The following is a 22,315-nucleotide window of genomic DNA, read 5'->3' on the forward strand; positions in this document are numbered from 1 at the left end:
AAATAATAAATCAGTATGCAGGTTGATTTATTATTTTCTCATGTGCCTAATGTGAGGGCATTTTAATTAGTCTTTTTCATATAGTTTATTTAAATAGGTTTAATTCACAATCTGAAAATAATAAATCAGTATGCAGGTTGATTTATTATTTTCTCATGTGCCTAATGTGAGGGCATTTTAACTAGTTTTTTATGATATTATCTAAGCATCCATCCTGAAAGTACCATCATTTGAACTTCTGATGTTCCTTCATAGATTTCTGTTATCTTAGCATCACGCATCATTCTTTCAATTGGATAATCACTTGTGTATCCATAACCACCAAATAATTGTAAACAACGATTTGTTACATCTGTAGCATTTCTAGCAGCAAATAATTTTGCCATAGCAGCTAAATGTGTGAATTTTTGATGATCATCTTTTGCACATGCAGCTTGATATACTAAAAGTTTTGCAGCTTCTGTATTTGCACGCATTTGAGCAAGTTCAAATTGTGTATTTTGGAATTGAGCAATAGATTTTCCAAATTGAACACGTTCTTTAACATATTTTACAGTTTCTTCTATTGCACCTTCTGCAATACCAAGAGCTTGTGCAGCGATACCAATACGGCCTCCATCAAGAGTTGCCATTGCAATACCAAATCCTTTTCCTTCTTCTCCTAAAAGATTTTCCTTTGGAACTATACAGTTATCAAAGAATAATTCACATGTAGAAGATGCACGAATTCCCATCTTTAATTCATGGCTTCCAACTGAAAATCCTGGGAAGTCTTTTTCAACGATAAATGCTGAAATACCTTTTGTTCCTTTACTCTTATCTGTCATAGCAAATACAATATATGTGTCTGCATATCCTGCATTAGTAATGAAGATTTTGCTTCCATTTAATATATAATTGTCTCCATCTAATACTGCTGTTGTCTTTTGCATTGAAGCATCAGTTCCAGCTACTGGTTCAGTTAATCCAAAGGCACCTAATTTTTCACCTGAAGCAAGTGGTTTTAAATATTTTTCTTTTTGAGCATCTGTACCAAATGTGTAAATTGGTGTTGCACAAAGGCTTGTATGTGCTGAAACTATAACACCTGTTGTTCCACAACATTTAGATAATTCTTCTACACATTGTATATAACTTAATGTGTCCATTCCAGCTCCGCCGTATTCTTCAGGAAATGGAATTCCAAGCAAGCCCATTTCAGCCATTTTTGCTACATTTTCTTCTGGAAATCGCATACTTTCATCGATTTCTTTTGCAATTGGTTTTACCTCATTTTCTGCAAATTCACGATACATTTCTAGTAATTGTTGGTGATTTTCATCTTGTTTAAAATCCATTTTAATTTCCTACCTTTCTTTTTTTCATCTTTTCCTTTTTTATTTCATGGGATGTTAATATATATATAAATTTTTTAATTATGAGCTTAATTTTCTATCGGACAACATACCTTACCTGGATTCATAATAGAATTTGGATCGAATACTTCCTTAATACCTTTCATTAATTCCATATTTATTTCTCCAACGCTATCAGCTAAATAAGCCATCTTTCCACTACCAATTCCATGTTCGCCTGAAACAAGTCCACCGCATTTGATTGCTTCTTCGTAAATAATCTTAAAGAATTTGTCAACTCTTGTCTTGAATTCTTCTTCTTCTAAATCGTTACTACATTGGTATATGTGAAGATTTCCATCCCCTGCATGTCCAAAACTCTTAATAGTTAATCCACACTCTTCACCAGTTTTATTTACAAAAGCAAGATAAGGAGCGATTTTATTTACTGGAACTACAACATCACATTCATCTAATAATTTTGTTTCTGCCATAATAGCTTCTAAGAAACTTGAACGCGCTGCCCATGCATCCTTTATTTTTGCAGGTGTATCAGCTACAAGAACATCAATTGCTCCTGCTTCTAATACTATTTCACTTGCTTGCTCAATAAGATTATTTAATTCATCTTCATTACCTGCATCTATAGTAACGAGTAAATAAGCATTTGCAGTAACTCCATCAATTACTTGTGGGAATACACTCTTTCCAATATATCTTTCACTAGATAAAACAATTTCTCTTTCCATGAATTCTATCGCTTGTGGATTCATGTGTTCCATTCTAAATTTTGGAACAGTAGAAATACAATCATCTAAATTTTCAAAAGGAATAATTAAACTTGCTACTACCTTTGGCGCTGGCATTACTTTCAATGTTAGTTCTGTAATAATTCCAAGTGTACCTTCTGAACCAATCATTAGATTTAAAAGGCTATAACCTGAGCTTGTTTTTGATACTGTAGCACCAAATTTAGTAATTTCTCCTGTTGGAAGAACAACTGTCATTGCACGTACATAATCACGTGTCGCACCGTATTTAACGGCTCTCATTCCACCAGCATTTGTTGCAACATTTCCACCGAGGCATGCAAATTTTTCACCTGGATCTGGAGCATATAATAATCCTTGTTTTAAACAATCCTCTGCAAGGTCATTTAATAGAACTCCAGCTTCTACATTAACAACAAAGTTTTCTAAATCATAAGAAATTATTTTGTTCATTTTTGTAATATCGATTAAAACTCCTCCAAGTAGTGGAACTGCTCCACCTGTAAGTCCTGTTCCTGCTCCTCTTGGAGTTACTGGTATTTTATTTTCATTACATATTTTTACCACTGCAGCAACTTCTTCTGTAGAATGTGCCATAAACACAACTTGTGGAGCTACTTTTCCGTAGATAGGCATTTCATCGTGACTATAGTCATCGTTTATATCAGCTCCTGTTAAAATATGCCCTGGTGCTGCCTCCTGTAATTTTGAGATTATCTCCTCTGTCAATTGATTATACTCAGCCATAATATTCATTCCTTTCTAAGATATTAGATGTAAAATTCACTTTATCTTTCTTTAGCAAATTACTACGCCGAACTAATTCAGTTTACATTTTATACCCTAAGGGTATAAAATGTAGGCTTTTGAATAAAGTTCTTTAATTTTCTAAAAACTACTGAATTTTCCTGGTAAACTTTAAACGGTCACCTGTAATATATATCAACTGCCTTAAAGTGTTCCAACAAAACATACTATTCCAGCTATAACTACATAACACACAAAGTATTTAAATACGCTTTTTAAAATTTTACTTTCCGAACCTGATTGATTAATTGCACTTGCACCAATTGCAATACTTTGAGGGCAAATCATCTTTCCTATACCTGCTCCAAGAGTATTTGCTGCTGCCATCCATGCACCAGAAAGTCCAAGGTTTTGTGCGGTTTGTACTTGTAATCCTCCAAATAAAACACTGGTTGATGTACCTGATCCAGTTACAAATCCTCCAATTGCTCCAATTAATGGAGAAATTAATGGGTATGCTCCTCCAGTTACTACAACTAAAAGACTTGCAATATCTGAAATCATTCCACTATACCCCATTACCTTTGCTGTTGACATAACTGCACAAATTGTAACGATTGTTTTCCAGTTTGCTTTTAATGTGCTACGCAGTACATCAAGTATTGTTGATATTTTTGCGCCTTGAACGAGACCGCCAATGACTGCTGCAACAAGAATGATAACACCTGGTGTATTAATCCAGCTGAAAGTTAGAGTATTTCCACCTTTACCAGCATATACGCTTGTACTAGTTTTAAATACTGCAATTGCATCATGAACTGGTGCACATAATGTTGATGTAGCCATTAACATTACGAATATTAAGATAAATGGACACCATGCTTGTACTGCTTTACCAAATGATAAAGCAGTTTCTTCTTTTTTCTTGTTAATTTGAATGCAATACTCGTCTTGAGGCTTTTTATTAAAGATTTTTGCTGCTACAACCGTACATACCATACAACAGATAGATCCTACTATATCTGGAAGTTCTGCTCCAACTGCTGTTGCTGTAATATAAGCAGGTACTGTAAATGATAATGCAGCGACTAATGTAACAAGAAATGCCCCCTTCAATGCCTTTATTCCTCCACCTACGATGCATACCATAATAAATGGACTTATAAAACAAAGAATTCCTTCAATTATTACTGTATTTACTGCCAATGTGTTTGATCCAACTCCGGTTACTGCTGAAAGTGTCACGAGTGGTATTCCTACTGAACCAAATGCTGTTGGTGTACTGTTAGCAACCAAACATGCTAGAACTGCTGAAAATGGATTTAATCCAACACCAGCAAGCATAGATGCTGGAATAGCAACTGCTGTTCCAAACCCAGCCATTCCTTCCATGAAATTACCGAATCCCCATCCAATAATTAATGTTAAAACCCTTTTATCCATAGAAACTCCGGCCAACATTTCCTTTATGAAATCCATTGCACCTGTACGTAAAATTAAATTATACGTAAACAAAGCTGCAACGATAACTAAACAGATTGGCCACAATGCGTTGAGTACTCCTTCAAATACTCCTGTCACAGTATAAACCACATTTAATTTCCAGAAAAAAATAGCTAAAAACATTGTAAGAACAAGTGCAATAGAGCAAGCTTTATAACCTGGCATTTTTAATCCACTGAGTGCAACTATAAGCCAAATGATAGGTAATATCGCCATTAAGAATTTAAAAAACAACATTCTTTTATCCTCCTCATACAATTTTTAAATGGTATAACCTTTTAAAAATTGTTATTACTATTTTGGTCTTAATTACATAGCTTCCCACTTGTTGATTCAATACTATTTTTACATATATTCGGATTTAGTTGTTTTTTATATGCTGCGTCTCTTATTCAATTATGTTTTTTAACAATTCTCCAAGTATACAAGTGTGAAATTTATACATAATTTCATTTTCTTGTGAATTGAGATTTATTTTTTTGGTTATCCAACCAACTTTTTTGGTGGGATAACCATTTATCTTATCTGGAAAAAGTATTTATTCTGCTTTTGCTTTTTTCATTTCTTCAATCATAATTGGAAGGATTTCATTTACATTTCCAACAATTGCTACGTTAGCAACTTCAAAGATTGGAGCTTCTTCATCTTTATTAATTGCCACAATATAATTGGAACCTGTCATTCCTGATGTATGCTGTGTTGCTCCAGAAATACCGCATGCAATATAAAGTTTTGGTGCTACGATTTTTCCTGATTGTCCAACTTGGTGTGCACGAGAAATCCAACCGTCTTCAATTGCTGGTCTTGTTGCGCCTACTACGCCTCCAAGTACACGTGCTAATTCTTCAACTAGTTTGAAGTTTTCTGCACTTCCCATTCCACGTCCACCAGAAACAATAACTTCAGCTTCTTCCAAATTAACAGATTCAGAAATTTCTTTTACTGTATTAATAATTTTTGCCTTAATAGCATCAGCTGGAATTTCTATTTTCTTTTCTGTAACGTCTGCATTTGAAGTGGCTTCTGGCTTAGGGAAACTTCCATTTCTAACTGTTACTACAGCTGTTCCCTCTACTTCAATATGTTCTAAGATTGTACCGCCATAAGCTGGTCTAGTATATATAACTTTATCATCAGCTTTACTCATTCCTATTACGTCACTTACGCATCCCAAATTCATACGACCTGCAATACGTGGTGCAACATCTTTAGCAAGTGTTGTATTAGCTAATAAAACAATATCTGGATTTTCTTCCTTAACAGTTTCTGATAATAATTCTGTCAAAGTATCACAATCTGTAGCTGTATCAGTAAAAATAACTGGAATTCCAAATGCTGCTATTGTATCTGCAATAGCTTTATTTCCTACTACAAGAGCTGTTCCTTCTGCATCTAATGCTTTTGCTGCGTTAATAAGTTCAATACTTCCACCTAATGCCTTTTCTCCATCTGTTTCAATGAATAATAATGCTTTCATACTTTCGTTTCCTCCTTAATTAGATTGCCTTATCTTTTTTCATTTGCTCCATAACAGCACTTACTGCTAAAGTAGCATCCTTCTCTTGAATCTTGATACCAGCCTCTTTCTTAGGAGGTGCAACATATTCTATGCAACGTACTTTTGCTTGTTTTACCTCTCCAATTTCTGCTGCTGAATAAGTTGGGATTACTGCCTTACGGCTTGCCATCTTACTTTTTATAGTAGGATAACGTGGATCATAATCTGGCTTGCTTACTGTTACTACAGCTGGACATTCTAGTGAAACTAAATTATATCCTTCTTCAGTTTCTTGATGAATTTCCATAGAATTATCTTTTAAATCGATTTCAATAGCGCTGCTGACATAGCCTGTCTTTAATTTTTCTGCGAGCATAGCTCCAACTTGACCAGTAATTTCATCTGTAGATTCTTTTCCACAAAGAATCAAATCAAATTTTTCACCTTTATCTGCTTCAATCTTATGAATAGCATCTGCCAAAACATCAGCTGTTCCCATAGCATCTAAATCTGCATATAAGTCATCTTTTACAAAAAATGCTTCTTTAGCTCCTACAGCAAGGCAATTTTTTAATGTGTTTAAAGAATCATCTGCTCCAACTGTTAATACACTAACTTTTCCTCCATGAGCCTCAGTAAAACGAACCGCTAGCTCTAATGCATATGTATCAAATGCATTTGCAACCAAACTGACTCCATTTAATTTAGGTTTTTTCTTTTCATTATCCAAATGGATTTCAATTGAATCATCTGGAACCTGCTTTACACATAACAGAATCTGCATACTTTCCCTCTCCTTTATCCTTTTAAATTGCTAAATTGTTTTTTGATAAAACCATTCTGTATCTTGGTGGTAAAAATCACCATCAAATAAATACTATCGCTAATTTATTTTTTGTATACGATATCGTAAATTGGTCTTACCAATTCACAAGTAAATTCTAACACATGGTACCAGATATTTCAATCCCTAATATAAAAATTTTTTTATGAATATATTTTAGGTTATATTAACCTAGGATTATGATAAAATTACCATGATTGATTAGCTATATTTCTTGCAAGAACTAAGATTACTGCGCATTCATATCATTACTAAATGATAATTTGCATAAATAAATTTCTTGATATATGCATATTGGTGATGGAAATGGAAAATCAAAATAATTTATTTAAATGTGGTGATTTTGAATTTGAATAAAATGAATCTTATTACTGTGAATGAAGCAAAATGTATAAAATGTGAATTATGTATTAAAGAATGTCCTGTGGCTTTTCTAAAGATGGGTTCACATGGACCAGAAGAAATTGAAAACAATCATTGTATTTCCCTGTGGACATTGCACTGCTATATGTCCTAATAGTGCGATAGATAATAAAAAATCACCTTTAGAAGATCAGATTGATTTAAAAGATTTTGCTAAACTAAACGAAAAGCAGGCAGAATATTTCTTAAGATCTCGCCGTTCCATAAGAAATTACAAAACTGAACCTGTATCAAGAGAAAAATTGACAAAATTAATTGATATTGCAAGATTGGCTCCTACTGCAAGTAATAGTCAAGTTAACTTATCTTGAATTATTCGCCCCTTCCCTAGGACTTGGATCATGCTGGGCTGGAATTTTCGAGCATTGCATAGCCATTGAAGACTCACCACTGCTTAAATCATTCAATATTCCTAAAGATAAAAAAGTCGTAGGTGCCGTTATGGTTGGATATTCAAAGTATAGTTATAATAGATTAGTTGATAGAAATCCATTAGATGCTACTTTTATAGAATAATTAATAATTACACTGAAAAAAGCTATCCTGTAAAAGATAGCTTTTTTCTTTCTATTAAAATTTCAGAACTATATATAAATGCTACTAAGTATTTTCTTCATTTTTCTTTTTTGCTTTAAGTATATTGTAAATAATACCAAGTACTATAAACCATACAGGTGTTACAAATAAAGCAACACGAGTTTCATTATTAAGTGCCAATACAACTAGAATGAAAGCAAAAAATGCTAGAATTATATAGTTTATTATTGGATAAAGTGGCATTTTGAATTTGCTCTTTGCAGCAAGTTCAGGATTAGTTTTGCGATATCTCATGTGGCAAATAACTATGACTGCCCAAATATATATAAAACAAAATGTCGATATACTTGTTATAAGCACAAATACTCCTTCAGGCATAACAAAATTTAAAATAACTGAAATCAAAATGACAATTGCTGAAAACATTGTAGCATTTGAAGGTACTTGACTAGAAGTCAGCTTTTTCATTGATTCAGGTGCATTTTCTTCTTTAGCAAGCGAATAAACCATACGGCTTGTACTGAAGATAGCACTATTACAAGCAGATGCTGCTGATGTTAATACAACGAAGTTTACAATACTTGCTGCTGCTGCAATTCCTACTGCTGCAAACACCTGAACAAATGGACTTTTATCTGGATTAATTGAGTTCCAAGGATATATGCTCATAATAACAATAAGTGCGCCTATATAGAAAATAATAATTCTAATTGGAATATTGTTAATAGCTTTTGGAATAACATATTCTGGTTTTTCGGTTTCACCAGCTGTAAGGCCAACCAATTCAATTCCAGCAAAAGCGAACACTACCATTTGGAATGAAAGAATAAAACCATTTATTCCATTTGGAAATAACCCGCCGTGGCTCCAAAGATTTGCAAAGCTAGATGCACCAGCATCTGTTGAAAATCCTGTAATAATCATAAATATACCAATTACAATTAGTGCTAAGATTGCAACAACTTTAATTAAAGCAAACCAAAATTCCATTTCACCAAATAATTTTACTGCTGTAAGATTCATAATTAGTAAAATTACAAGAACAATAAGACTTGGAAGCCATTGAGGTATATTAGGAAGCCAGTATTGTATGTATAACCCCGCAGCAGTCAAATCAGCCATTCCAACTGAAATCCAGCAAAACCAATATGTCCATCCAGTAATAAATGCTGCTCCGTTCCCTAAATAATCATATACAAAGTCTACAAATGAATGATAATTTAAATTCGATAGTAATAATTCCCCGAGAGCACGCATAACAAAGAAGCATATTATTCCTGTTATTATGTAAGCAAATAAGATAGATGGACCAGCTAAGTGAATTGATCTTCCTGAACCAAGGAATAGTCCTGTTCCAATTGCACCTCCTATAGCAAGTAATTGAACATGTCGATTTTTTAGCCCTCTCGATAAATTTTGATTTTCTGATGTTGATTTATCCATTTTATTCCTCCATATTTATCAAAGCACATAGATAAATGCTTTTTTATTCTTTAGAAATTTATATTCCAATAAAATCTGTGGATAACTTAAAAAAGGTAGATTAATTAGTTTTTATATTTTAAAACTAATAAAAAAGGAATCTTATTCGCCTGCCAAATTTTTCTCACATACGTTCGAAAAGGCAGATGCGTGAAAAAATCTACACATATGAAAAGAGTGCGAAGCACAATACGGAACTTAACCACAGTCGCCTGCGATTTTGTTCTAAGTATTTTATAATCATGCGAATTTTTGTAGCTATTATTTCCCCAATATATTCCTCTAAAAATTTAATTTTCACTGTTAAATACTAATACACTTTTGACAAAGTTGCAATGTTTTCTTGCTTTTTATAGCAAATTTATATAAATATAAATATTATTTTGTCATAATACTTTCATTTAACCATTTATTACGAAAAAAAATACATATGTCCCCCAAATTTAATTTATCGAACCCTGCATCTATCTTTCTTTTATATATAGCATCCAATAATTCAGTTGAATTTTCAAAGATTGTTATATCCTTTATTATTTTATCATTTTTCCATCTTTCACCCATGCTCTCATATACTGTGCCCTTTTCAACTCCAACTACTGCGTTTTTTAGATCGCTTTTAAAATTTATATTTGAAAATGTTGGAACTACAACAGCTTCTGTGGCTTTGTATATTGGCTGTGTGAAGGCTACTATCTTTTCCCGTTCCGGAGTTATAAATATTCCACCTGACGCGATATCTATACTGTCATCAGTATTTAATTTATCTAATAAATTTACAAATGGTGAGTTCCTGGTTTCAATTTTACTAATTCCAAGTCTGCTTCCAATTTCGGTTATTATATCAGCCTCAGTTCTGTCTAACTTTTTTGTACTTGGATCTATATAAAAATATGAAACATCATTTTGTGGTGAAGCAACAGTTATCTCTCCTTTTTCTTTTATCAACTGTAATCTATCCTTTTGTTCTGATACATTGGTTACTATAGCTCTACTATCATATCTTCCAGCACTGCCTTCAAAAATCATTCCAAAAAAATTTATAATAGTAATCAAAATTAATACTTTTTTCGATAATTTCTTCATGTTGCCCTCCTTTAAATGTCATTTAAATTTATAAAATACTATTGAGTCATATACTACAAGATGTATCAAATAAAATGAAACCTCTATGTTTAATGTACTATTACTATTTTGTTATAAAATAGCAAATTTTAAACATAGAATTCGTTTTTTAAACAAAAATAAGAGTTTACTTAGCATAAACTCTTATTACTTATCTTTCTCATTAAATAATTGAAACTTCTGCTTCATCCCTAAGGAATAACGGTATTATTTCTAATGGGGCACTATAGTCTATTACTTGTCCGCCGCTAAATATCTTCCCTGAATTTACATCTTTCCAATTTGCACCTTTTGGTAAATATATTTTTCTTGACCTATCTCCTTTATGGAGTACTGGTGCAACAAGAACATTTGGTCCAAACATATACTCATCTGTAATATCCCAACAAATCTCATCTTCTGAGAAGTCATAAAATAACGGCCTTATAACTGGAGTTCCCTTATCATGTGCTTGCTTCATGATTTTAGTAATATAAGGTTTCATCCTTTCCCGGATAAACATATATTTCTTAAATATTTCATATGCTTCGTCACCATAGCTCCATACTTCATTAGCTGCACCGCTTGCACATAGTCCTCCACCGCTAGTTCCAAGTGGCTTTGAATGTGGTTCACGATCGCCATGTAACCTAAATACAGGACAAAATGCTCCATATTCAAACCACCTAATTATGCATTCTCTAAAGTCTGGATCATCTGGATTTCCACCATGGAATCCTCCTATATCAGTTGTCCACCATGGTATACCTGCAATTCCCATGTTAAGACCTGCTGCAAATTGATTTCTTAAAGATTCAAAACTAGAATCAATGTCTCCAGACCACACAAGTGCTCCATAACGTTGACTTCCTGCCCATGCACATCTAAGAAGATTAATTATATTTCCCTTGCCTTCTTTCTTCATGCCATCAAAAAACGTTTTTGCATACATAGCAGGATATATATTACCTATTTGTACATTTGGACCTAAGTGATACCTATAATTCTCGAAGTCGTAAATCGAGTATTCTGGTTCAGCTTCATCAAGCCAAAATATTTTTATGCCTTTATCATAGTAGTTTTTCTTAGCAGTTTTCCATACAAAGTCACGAGCCTCTGGATTTGTTGGATCATAAAAAACAGTATCTCCTAAAAAGTCCATAGTTGTTCTAATTCCCCTATCAACTCTTACTAAATAACCTTTTTTAAGCATCTTATCATAATTTTCGCTTGTCTTATCTACGGTTGGCCAGATAGAAACCATTAATTCAATGCCCATTTCTTTAAGTTCTTTAATCATAGCATCAGGATCAGGCCAATAATCTAAATCAAATTTCCACTCTCCTTGTTTTGGCCAATGAAAAAAGTCAACCACTATAACTGAAATTGGAAGGTTCCTTTTCTTATATTCACGAGCAACTCTTAATAACTCTTCTTGAGTTTGGTATCTCAATTTACATTGCCAAAAACCCATAGCATAATCCGGCATCATTGGCACTGTTCCAGTTGCTTTTGCATAAGCTTCTTCTATTTCGGCTGGAGTATCACCTGCTGTTATAAAATAATCTAATTGCTTAGTAGAATTCGCTACCCACTCTGTAATATTTTTTCCAAAAGTAACTTTTCCAATGGCTGGGTTATTCCATAGCATTCCATATCCTAAACTGGATAATACAAATGGAACACTAGCCTGAGAATTTCTATGTGCAAGTTCAAGTACGCAGTTTTTTAAATCCAAATTTGGCTGCTGATATTGCCCCATTCCAAATAACTTTTCCTTTGGATTTGATTCAAATCTCATAGTTAAAGTATAATCTCCACCAAGAATAGGCTTAAATTCACGTGCTTCTATCTCTAAGGCACTACAAAATCTATTTACATTTTTCCTATTTCTTACATACTCCTCTAAAAGAACATCGTCTTTAGCGTTATAAAATGTAATTTTTCCTTCCTTATCAATCCTTGCACGAATTTTTCCATTCTCTATATATGCTTCATTATTTTCAATCTTAATCTTAATTTCACAATTTTCTTGTGGCAATAAGGCCCAATCATTATATATAAATTCTGCTTGCTTAGTGCTACGTATACGTAAACTTTTTTTTCCCCAAGGCTCAATTCGTAACGTTTCACAGTCATATTTGCGAATTAATACACTTCCGTAAGCTTCAAAAACACTATCATCTAAATTAATTTCCTTATTAGATTCCATAATATGAACTCTCCAATCTTTAAATAATTAAATTCATGCTTAGCCTTTAACAGCACCATTTGTCAATCCTCCAATTATATATTTTTGAAGGAATATAAATATTAAAACAACAGTCAAAACCAAAAGCACTCCATAAGCCATTATGGAATTCCACTGTATTCCATACTTGCCCATGAAATTATATATACTAGCTGTCATAGTTCTCTTTTCAGGGCTGGTTAAAAATGTTAGTGAATAAGCTAAATCTCCCCAAGCATATAAGAAGGAAAATGCTCCTGTCATTATAAGCCCTGGATAAGATATTGGAAGCATTATTTTTGTAAATGCCGTAAATGTATTGCATCCATCAATCTTTGCTGAATCTTCAAGTTCTTTTGGTAAAGCAAGAAAATAAGTTCTAAGAATAAGAACTACAAAAGGAACAGATATTGTTGCATCTGATAAAATTGGAGCCCAAAGAGTATCTAATAGATGTAAATTTTTATAAACTAAAAACATTGGTGTAAGTAATAGTGCTACTGGGAGCATCTGGGTTACTAAGAAGATCAATATAAATACCTTTTTCCCTCTCATCCTAAATCTTGCCAAGCCATATGCAGCTGGAATAGCCAATACACATGCTAAGATCATTGAAGCGAATGCAACCTTGCAGCTATTACCTAGTGTTACTATTATGCTGCTCTTTCCTGTAAATTGGTCTGTATAACTACTTAATGTAAAATCTTTAGGTATAAAAGTTGGAGGTGATGCAAAGATTTCAGCATTGGTTTTAAATGAACTTACTATAATCCAATATATTGGAAAAAGCATAATACAAGCTATGCAAATTGATACACAGCATAATATTATATTTTTTTGTTTATCCTTAAGAATAACCTTCTTCATTATCCAATCACCTCATCTTCCTTTATCAATTTGAGGTATCCTAAACTTACGCAGAATAAAATAGCAAATAATACATTGGCAACAGTGGCCCCTTTACTAAATGAAAATTGCGTAAATGAAAGTTTATATGCAAAAGTTGACATTAGTTCAGTACTATTAACTGGACCTCCATTTGTCATAACAAATACTAAATCAAAAACTTTAAATGTATAAATAAATCCAAGAACTAATACAGATAAAATCGCTGGTCTTAATGATGGCAGAGTTATTTTAAAGAATCTCTGAATCACATTAGCCCCATCAACTTTAGCTGCCTCATATAAATCATACGGAATATTACTTAACCCAGTTGTTAATAACAACATATTAAACGGAATTCCAACCCATGAGTTTGTTAATATAACTGAAAACATTGAGGTTTTACTGTCTATAATCCATCCTATTGGCTGTGATATTAGATGAAATTTCATAAGTAATTCGTTTATTATACCTCCGCTTGTACTATACATAAATTTGAACAATAATGCAGTTACTGTCATCGGTACAAGATAACTGACTACCATAAGCCCTCTAAGAGGTTCTGAAAGCTTAAATTTTAAATTGAAAAGCAAAGCTAGTCCGAGTCCTATAATAAATTGAATTGATATACTTCCAATAGTGAAAACTAAAGTATTCCAAATACTTATTGGCATTGCTGGGTCTTTAAACACTTCAATATAGTTTTCAATACCAACAAATGGTTTAACAGGCTGACTAAAAGTCGTTACATTTACATCACGAAGACTTAAAATAAAATTATATATAATCGGATATCCCACAAAAGCCAGCATAAATATTAGTGCTGGGAGCACAAATATGTACCCTTTTCTTTCTTCCTTAATAAATTCACTGCTATATTTATTTTTCAAAATTATTTTCACCTACCTTGCTTCAATTTAAAGGTCTCCTTCACTAAGTTTTAGGCACCTTTAGATTTTTTATAGATTTCCAATATAAAGAATTTGACTTACACTTAGAATATATTGATATACCAGAAAAATATTTATGATTTCTAGTGAAGATATGAACTTAAAGTTTTAGCAACTCTATACATATATTCATCTAACAAATCTAATTCTTAAATTGCTTATCTATATATAGATACCCCAACTATAAGTGAGATTTACACTATGAAATATATCCCAACTAGAAATAAGAATTATGCTTTTGTGAAATGTTTCATTAGGAATTTGATGGCTCTGATTCTTAGATTAAAAGTTTTTCCAAGTATTTAAGCTTATTAAATAAAATAGCAAGCATACTGACCTATTCTTTCTTTATCATCTCTTAATAAAATTTCATATATTCTTTTGGAGACATACCTGTTGATTCTTTAAAAACTTTGCAAAAGTATTTAGAATCACTATAGCCTACCTTCTCCGCAATTTCATAAATTTTTAGTTTATTACTTCCTAATAATTCCTTTGCTTTATGAATTCTAAACTCTTTTAAATAATCTGAAAAACTTTTTCCAAGTTCCTTTGTAAATAACCTACTTAAATATTCTGGAGTTATATTCATTCCACTTGCTATTTCCTCAAGAGAAATTTTATCGCTATAATACTCTTTTATATAATTTATAGCTTTTCTTACAATCAATGAATTTACTTTAGTTCCCTCATCATTTCTTTCACACATCTTACGGATTACATAATTTAGCCGTTCTTTTAACTCATCAAATGTAAAACTATTCTTAATTGAATCTAAAACGCCTTCATTATTAAACTCAGTGTAAAGATTGCTATTATAGCTTTTAGACGCAGTTAAAATTGAAAAAATATACTTGCTGCTAACATCTATTATCTCGCATGGGTCGTAGATGTTTTCTTTCAAATATGATATAAATCTTTTATTAATATCAGCTAACTTTTTCTGATCATTGTTTTTTATGGCCCTTACCACTTCCTTTTCAATCTCTCTTGGATAATTACAACGATTTATTTTTAATTTAGATATTAGTTCTTCATAGATCACTTCATTATTTCCAAATGAAATAGGCCATCGAGACAATCCTTGTAGCCTTTTAAATGAACTTTTAATTTCAGATAGTTCATCTAGATTAATAATACTAATAGTAGTATTTAAGAATCCCTTCTGCCTAAGTGAAAATAATATCTTATGCTTTAGCATTTTTATAAATTCCAAGTAAGGTGTTTTAGTAATTACCAAAATAGGTAAATAACTGTACTCTTTTAAGATAGAGTAATAGAAATTTACGATATTGTAATTCTTCATAGCTTCATAAATCTCTTTTATTATAAGTTCAACCTTATTTTCGTATTTATCTCTAAGATGCAAATTAACAACATATATATTTTCATTTTGCTTTACTTTACTTTCAATTATTTTGTAAAAATGCTCTAAATTTTGTCCTTTATTTAGTAGTACTTGTCCTAATATTTCTTCCTTAAGTATACCTTCTTCTAAAAGTGCATCTTTTTCCTTACTTAAATTAAGCTTTTTTTCAATATCCTCCATGGTATTTTTTAAAGCAGTATAAGTTATAGGTTTCAATAAGTATTCATTCACTCCAAGTTTTATACCTTTTTGTGCATACTTAAAATCTGAATATCCACTAAGTATAATAATATATGGATTTTGACCACAATCTTTAATTTTTTGGAGCATATCTAATCCATTTATTTTCGGCATTTCAATATCAGTAAAAATAAGATCTGGCTTATACTCTTTAGCCAAAAGTAACCCTTGCTCTCCATCAGATGCTTTTCCACAAACGATGTAATTTTTATTAATCTTTCCTAATAAGTTCCCCAGTCCTTCTCTGGCATTAATTTCATCTTCTACAATTAAAATTTTCATGAATATCCCCCTTAAAATATCAATGAAATAATCAAAGTTATTGTAGTTCCTTGTCCTTTAGCACTTTCAATACTAAACTTAGCATCTTCACCATAATAAATCTTTATCCTGTCATATACATTTTTTATACCTATATTTTCATCTTCATCTTTTCCTGATTTCATATTACTTATTATTTCTTGAAGATCTCTATCTTCTATACCCAACCCATTATCTTTTACTACGATTTTTGCATAATTATTTTCAAATCTATTTATGCTAACTTTCAATATTCTTTCACTATCATATCCTTTAAATCCATGGATAATTGAATTTTCAATTAAGGGTTGTAATATTAATTTATGAATTCTAGCCCCTAAGACATTTTCATCTACATCTAAATCCAATACGAAGCTATTATTAAATCTAAGCTGCTGCAAACATACATATTTCTTCAACCATTCAACTTCATCATAAATAGTAACTTCCTTATTAATATCGCCTATGCTATATCTTAGTATTTGCGCAAAATTTCCAATAGTATCACTAACTTCATAATTCTCATTTTTAATTGCCATCCAGTTTATACAATCTAAAGTATTATACAAAAAGTGAGGATTAATTTGAGCAACAATTGCCTTTATCTCAGCTTCTCGTCTTTTATTTGATAATTCAACAATAAAATTACTTTGATCTTTTATGTCCCTTATCAAGATATTTATTGTAGACAACATTTCATTAAATTCGTCTCCTATAAATGACATTTCATCTTCTGTGCTTAGCTTTATTTTTACATTGAAATTTCCTTTCTTAGCTTCCTTCATTCCACTGACAATAATTTTAACTGACTCATATAATTTATTTGAGAATATTATAATAACTATTGTTAAGATTATAAGTATCAATCCTAAAAATACAAAAGTTAAATTTCTTAATAACTTAACTTCATAAAATAAATTATCTTTATCAACAACATTAATTACTTTCCAGCCAACACCTATCTATAGGAATACTGCTAACAGATATATTTCTATTCTTAAAACTCGGTATTGAATATATTAATTGATTTAGTGTTTCCATATTATCCATATCATTAATCTCACTGCTAGAATAATCTTTTACATATGTCCCAATATACTTCTTATCTTGAAATGATATAACTCTCCCATCATTATCAACTATTACAGAGCACATATTAAGCTTGTCTTCCTCAAAATCTTCCTTATCCATCTCAACATTGCAAACATCAAATAGAATTTGTTCATCAAAACTCATAATAATTATGCCGATTTCACTTTTAGTTCTGATATCTCTAACTTTTAGTCCTATGTGAAACATATACTCAGATTTTCCATGAATAAAGCTATTACAAGTTGTAGGTAATATTACAGGAGTATTACTATTTAAGATTTCAGAATAAATTTTACTTTTGTCAGAATTACTATATTCTTCCCATATTCTATTGTTAATTCCCTGATTACCTTTATCATAATATACATTTCTTCCATTATTCCCAACAAAGGTTATAGCTCTAATTTGATTTCTTGAATAAGAATAAGACCCAAAGGCATCTCTGATTTTATTAATAGAAGCTGCCTTTTCAAACTCATTTCCGTCGTTAAACTTTTTCTCTAATTCCAAGCAATCATTATCTGCTGCAATCCTGTATAAAATATCCTTATAATAATTCATATCAGTTTCTATGTTAGTTTTTATGTAAAATAAATTCCTATCCGTAAGATTTGTAATCTTCTTTTCGAGATAATGTTGTGACAGCTTATATAAAAAAACTTGACTAAGAACCATTGGTATAATTGAAATAATTATAAATATGCTTAACAATTTTGCTTTTATACTATAACGTTTCCAATTCAAAAAATATCTAATTGTATTCGTAGCATTGTTAAAAAATTTCATTATTTATAATTCACCACTCTTTAGACACATGAAAATAAATAGCAAGTCCAAAGTTTCTTTGAATTCTTTTCCTTAGACAAGGCGAGGCGATATATTACCCTCATGGTACCCATCTATTGGGAGAATTTGTAAATGTAGCATGATGGAACATAGGCTTACAAATGGTCTTCTTATTTATTTAATTGTGTCTCATTATTTTAACTTAATACTTACATTATATTCCATTATTTTACTATCAATCAACCGTACAACTTAAAATTCTTCTCATAAAAAGTTAAAAATATAAGAAAGTAACACTGTAACTTCTTATATTCTTAATTTTTTTCCTTTTTTAATTGTAAAAAAGGTTTATTGGAATCAGTTTAACTTTCTTACTTCTTTCAAATTTATTTTTTTAGCTATATATAAGTTATGGAAAGCTTAATTCATTAATGCTTCCCCTAATTTATCAGATACAAATACTGCTGTAGAAAAGGTGGTATTTAAAAAAGAACAAAAGCAAAACTGCTAGTTACTTAACAAAAATTTCGTAACTAGCATTCTTATTTAGCTTATTAAAGATAATCATTTAACTTTTGGTGGGGTTACCTCATCAAAACTTCCAATAACAAAATATGAAGCCTGAGCCTGCACAAGGATCTTCTCATGCTCATCAAATATTTTGCATGTACATCTCATTATATTTTCACCATCGCTGACAACCTTACCCACTGCCGTAATTGTGCTTCCTGCATTTACGTTTTTTATATAGCTAATACTTAAATCCGTAGTTACTATACGCTTTCCTAGAGTTGTGCAAGAAACTCCCATTACAACATCTGCAATTGAAGCCAAGGTTCCTCCGTGTATGTATCCATATATATTACAATGCCTATCTATAATTTTCATTTCGTATATAACTTTTCCCTCTATGACTTCAACAATTTGAGGATCAAGAAAATTTTCAAGTATAGATTTATTATAATTTTCCTCTAAATAACTTTTTAACCAAACAAGATGTTCTTTCGACATAATAACTCCTCCTTCACTTCCACGCATTACTTAAAATATCTTTCTTAATAACCTTTAAATCGATTATTAGTTTTACCTTTCTTTTACGCAAATATATATTATTTTCACTCAATCTTGTATTAGATATAGAATTATTATAGCAAACAAATTAAATATCTCCTAACTTTACAGCTAATTCCTCGTATTAAGATACAATGTAGTTTATATTATTTAGCTTACACAAAAATCCAAGTTGAATATAATTTGGATTTTTATTGATTTTTATAAAAATATTATATAAAATGAATTAGTAGACTAATTGATAACAATATTCAATTAATAATCAAGAGGTGAATGATTTGAATATAGAAAAAACAAACTACTTTTTATATATAATTTTATAGCCATAATTAATTTTACTTTCAATACTACGGCTTTTGCTGCAGTAAAAAACAGTATAAGCGAAGACGCCCCTTTATACACTTTCATAAATTTTACTAGCTATATTTATAATAATTACAAAACTTTCATATTCATTATTTTAGGTATTATTTGTATATCATTATTAGATGCTTTTTACTGCCTTGTCATAAAAGCAAGGGAACAGTCAAAATATTTAAAAGACTTAGATTTAGAACGCGAAAGATATTTTATAGTTGTTGAACAATTAAATGATATTATATTTGATTTTGACATAACTGAGAAAAAAATCTTAAGTTCCTCTAAGTTTGAAGAAACCTTTGGATGGACATTAAATATTCAAGATTATAATAAAGGTTTTTTAAATGAATTGAAAATACATCCTGATGATAAGATATTAATTAATAAAATCACCGATGACATGAAAGCTTTAAACAAACAGTCAATTATAAAAGAAATCCGACTAATGAAGAGTAATGGGGACTATCTTTGGTGTGAGCTAAAACTAAACTATATACAAAGAGAGAATAAGATTGTCAGAGTGATAGGCAAAATTACTGATATCGATCATATCGTAAAAGAACATTCTCTGCTAAAGCTAAGATCTGAATATGATCAGCTCACACAAATATATAATAAATCTACATTCTATGAAAAAGTTAAAAATTATATTATAGATAACAAAAATGATAACTGTATGCTGATTTTTATAGATTTAGATAATTTTAAATCTATAAATGATAATTTAGGACATATGGTTGGTGATGAAGTGCTAAAGGATACCGCAAATAAAATTTGTGACGTCTTTAACGGTACAGATGTTATTATTTCACGGTTTGGCGGAGATGAATTTTGTGTATTTAAACCAAGTCATTCTATTTCATTTATAAAAGATAAAATTAGTATTTTATGCAATAATCTTAATGCTACATATATTGGCAATAATACTGAAATAACTGTATCTGCGAGCATCGGTGTTGCCTTTTACCCTAAACATGGAGATACTTTAGAATCTTTAATTCATAAATCAGATATAGCATTATACAGTTCTAAAGAAAATGGAAAAAATCAATTTACCATATACAACAAAAATCTTGAAATTGAATGTTGAATTAAATCTAAAATTAAGAAATCCTCGAAATTACTATCGAGGATTTCTTAATTTTTAGTTTGAAACAAAGAATAAACATACTTTTATCAAACCCTATATACCTAAAATACCTATTGAGTATCCTATAACTCCAAATATCATTAAACCAACCATACATATAAGAGGAGATACTTTTTTCTGGAGTAACCAATAAATCAGAAAAGTCAGCATCAATGGTAGTATATTAGGCATTATGTTATCTAACTGCTCCTGAATTGTATAGGATGTTAATGAACTTCCTTGCGTTAAAGTATAAAGGACGAATGGTACTTTTATTATAGTCCACTTTGCAACTAATCCTCCTATTACAGTATAAGTAAGTACTACTAAGGCACTTCTATACTTTGGCACCGCACCTTTAAGTTTATTAATTATACTCGTTCCTTCTCTATAAGCTATCATAAGTCCATTATATCGTATTATTAATCTCACAATATTAATCATTATAAAAAATAAGATTGGCCCTGCGACATTTCCACTAAGTGATATTCCGGCACATACCGCTGCTATTACAGGTCTTATAATTCCCCATATAATTGGATCTCCTATACCTGCAAGCGGCCCGGCTAGTGCTATTTTAATCTGAACTATTCCTGATTGATCTACTTTTTCCTGCATACTTTCTTCAACTGCAATATTAGCTCCAAGTATTACATTTGAAATAAATGGCTGGCAATTAAAGTACTCTAAGTGAACCTTTACAGCTTTTTGTAACTCCTCCTTGGTTCTATATAGTTTTTTTAGAATAGGCATCATGCAATAACAATAACAAAGATTTTGAAGCCGTTCATAGTTCCAAGATATTTGATAAAATTGACTTCTCCAAAAAACTCTCATTAAATCCTTTTTAGTAACTTTAACTTTTATGATGTTTTCTTCATTTTCAATAAATTGCTCTCTCTTTGTTCTAGTCTTATTACTTGCTTTTTCAATCATATTTGAAATTTGTAAATATATTAGTGCTAAGCTAATTCCCATAAAAGTTAATCCAACTAAGGTCATCTGAGAAAATGTCATTACTAAAAATCCCATTAAGAAAAATGCAATCATTTCTTTTACATTTAAAATTCTAAGAATCATTGCATATCCAACTACAACTAAAAAGCCACTAGACACCTGAAGTCCTTTAGTTATTGCCTCTGGAACATAATTTAAAATACTATTCAATATATTTGCATCAGCAAATAATGCAACTAACATTGCTGGAATAGCCATCCTTAAAGCACTTGGAATGGCTGTTATAAAATGTGCTGCTGTCACCTTCCAAAGCTCACCCTTATCTACACCCTTTTCTGCCCAATGCATTATACCAACATCTATAGTTCCTTTTTGCAGTATAAAAAGCATTTGTCCTACAACAGCTAATGGAATTGCAATCCCTATTGCTACTCCTATACTTTGTTTTCCAAGCACACAAAGTATGACTGCCACTATGGAAGATAAAGTTGAATCTGGTGGAGTTGCAACCCCAATAGTCATCCACCCAAGAGCAATTAATTCTACCTGGGCTCCAATTATAACTCCTGTCTTTATATCTCCTAAAGCGATTCCAATAAGTGTAGCTGTAACTAAGGGTCTGTGAGTTTGAAATTCCTCTGAAGCAGATCCAATACCACATATTGAAGCAAATAAAAATATAAGTAAGGCTTGTGTTAATGACATTA

Annotated in this window: 16 protein-coding genes and 1 pseudogene; 2 read left to right on the forward strand and 15 right to left on the reverse strand. The window is 31.1% G+C overall.

Translation table 11 applies throughout. The annotated features are described in order from the left end of the window. Nucleotides 1-197: 197 nt before the first annotated feature. The 5 genes from KEC93_RS14685 to KEC93_RS14705 all read right to left on the reverse strand — a co-directional run bounded on the left by KEC93_RS14685 (nt 198) and on the right by KEC93_RS14705 (nt 6,636). Nucleotides 198-1,337 (reverse strand): acyl-CoA dehydrogenase, encoded by a 1,140-nt coding sequence (locus KEC93_RS14685; protein ID WP_012059083.1) that lies wholly within the window; start codon nt 1,335-1,337, stop codon nt 198-200. Between the two features lie 86 nt (nt 1,338-1,423). Beyond that, nucleotides 1,424-2,851, reverse strand: coding sequence for a D-lactate dehydrogenase (locus KEC93_RS14690; RefSeq protein ID WP_012059084.1), 1,428 nt, complete (start codon nt 2,849-2,851; stop codon nt 1,424-1,426). A 204-nt stretch (nt 2,852-3,055) separates the two neighbouring features. After that, a complete protein-coding gene (locus KEC93_RS14695; protein WP_038457654.1) occupies nt 3,056-4,591 on the reverse strand; it encodes an L-lactate permease in 1,536 nt (511 codons plus the stop codon). Between the two features lie 301 nt (nt 4,592-4,892). After that, entirely contained in the window at nt 4,893-5,831 is a 939-nt protein-coding gene (locus tag KEC93_RS14700) for an electron transfer flavoprotein subunit alpha/FixB family protein (RefSeq protein ID WP_039768777.1), read from the reverse strand. 19 nt (nt 5,832-5,850) lie between these two features. Next, nucleotides 5,851-6,636, reverse strand: coding sequence for an electron transfer flavoprotein subunit beta/FixA family protein (locus KEC93_RS14705; protein WP_012059087.1), 786 nt, complete (start codon nt 6,634-6,636; stop codon nt 5,851-5,853). Nucleotides 6,637-7,054: 418 nt separating this feature from the next. Between KEC93_RS14705 and KEC93_RS14710 the strand changes: the two are divergent. After that, a pseudogene (locus KEC93_RS14710) lies at nt 7,055-7,635 on the forward strand (nitroreductase family protein). An 84-nt stretch (nt 7,636-7,719) separates the two neighbouring features. Here KEC93_RS14710 and KEC93_RS14715 read toward each other — a convergent pair. The 9 genes from KEC93_RS14715 to KEC93_RS14750 all read right to left on the reverse strand — a co-directional run bounded on the left by KEC93_RS14715 (nt 7,720) and on the right by KEC93_RS14750 (nt 19,129). Further along, nucleotides 7,720-9,099 carry an amino acid permease gene (locus KEC93_RS14715; RefSeq protein WP_039768779.1) on the reverse strand — a complete coding sequence of 460 codons (1,380 nt, stop codon included), beginning with the start codon at nt 9,097-9,099 and terminating at the stop codon, nt 7,720-7,722. Nucleotides 9,100-9,516: 417 nt separating this feature from the next. Further along, the gene (locus tag KEC93_RS14720; RefSeq protein ID WP_238893100.1) at nt 9,517-10,221 is read right to left on the reverse strand and encodes a transporter substrate-binding domain-containing protein; all 705 of its coding nucleotides are present in this window, start codon (nt 10,219-10,221) and stop codon (nt 9,517-9,519) included. A gap of 202 nt (nt 10,222-10,423) precedes the next feature. Continuing rightward, entirely contained in the window at nt 10,424-12,451 is a 2,028-nt protein-coding gene (locus KEC93_RS14725; RefSeq protein WP_077869066.1) for a glycoside hydrolase family 31 protein, read from the reverse strand. 39 nt (nt 12,452-12,490) lie between these two features. Next, the gene (locus KEC93_RS14730; protein WP_077869065.1) at nt 12,491-13,336 is read right to left on the reverse strand and encodes a carbohydrate ABC transporter permease; all 846 of its coding nucleotides are present in this window, start codon (nt 13,334-13,336) and stop codon (nt 12,491-12,493) included. Further along, nucleotides 13,336-14,244, reverse strand: a complete 909-nt coding sequence (locus KEC93_RS14735; RefSeq protein WP_023975408.1) for a carbohydrate ABC transporter permease — start codon at nt 14,242-14,244, stop codon at nt 13,336-13,338. The genes KEC93_RS14730 and KEC93_RS14735 overlap by 1 nt, the downstream gene beginning before the upstream one ends. A gap of 418 nt (nt 14,245-14,662) precedes the next feature. Beyond that, nucleotides 14,663-16,195, reverse strand: a complete 1,533-nt coding sequence (locus KEC93_RS14740; RefSeq protein WP_077869064.1) for a response regulator transcription factor — start codon at nt 16,193-16,195, stop codon at nt 14,663-14,665. A gap of 11 nt (nt 16,196-16,206) precedes the next feature. Next, nucleotides 16,207-16,998: a sensor histidine kinase gene (locus KEC93_RS26530; RefSeq protein WP_238893099.1), complete on the reverse strand. Its 792-nt coding sequence runs from the start codon at nt 16,996-16,998 to the stop codon at nt 16,207-16,209. A 151-nt stretch (nt 16,999-17,149) separates the two neighbouring features. Beyond that, nucleotides 17,150-18,091 carry a cache domain-containing protein gene (locus tag KEC93_RS26535; RefSeq protein ID WP_241394822.1) on the reverse strand — a complete coding sequence of 314 codons (942 nt, stop codon included), beginning with the start codon at nt 18,089-18,091 and terminating at the stop codon, nt 17,150-17,152. A gap of 564 nt (nt 18,092-18,655) precedes the next feature. After that, nucleotides 18,656-19,129, reverse strand: a complete 474-nt coding sequence (locus KEC93_RS14750) for a PaaI family thioesterase (RefSeq protein WP_077869063.1) — start codon at nt 19,127-19,129, stop codon at nt 18,656-18,658. Nucleotides 19,130-19,838: 709 nt separating this feature from the next. Between KEC93_RS14750 and KEC93_RS14755 the strand changes: the two genes are divergently transcribed. Beyond that, nucleotides 19,839-20,612 (forward strand): sensor domain-containing diguanylate cyclase, encoded by a 774-nt coding sequence (locus tag KEC93_RS14755; RefSeq protein ID WP_238893101.1) that lies wholly within the window; start codon nt 19,839-19,841, stop codon nt 20,610-20,612. 93 nt (nt 20,613-20,705) lie between these two features. Here the strand turns inward: KEC93_RS14755 and KEC93_RS14760 are convergent, their stop codons facing one another. Further along, entirely contained in the window at nt 20,706-22,313 is a 1,608-nt protein-coding gene (locus KEC93_RS14760) for a mannose/fructose/sorbose PTS transporter subunit IID (protein WP_051144768.1), read from the reverse strand. Nucleotides 22,314-22,315 lie beyond the last annotated feature (2 nt).

The organism is Clostridium beijerinckii, assembly GCF_018223745.1.
Taxonomy (GTDB): Bacteria; Bacillota; Clostridia; order Clostridiales; family Clostridiaceae; genus Clostridium; species Clostridium beijerinckii.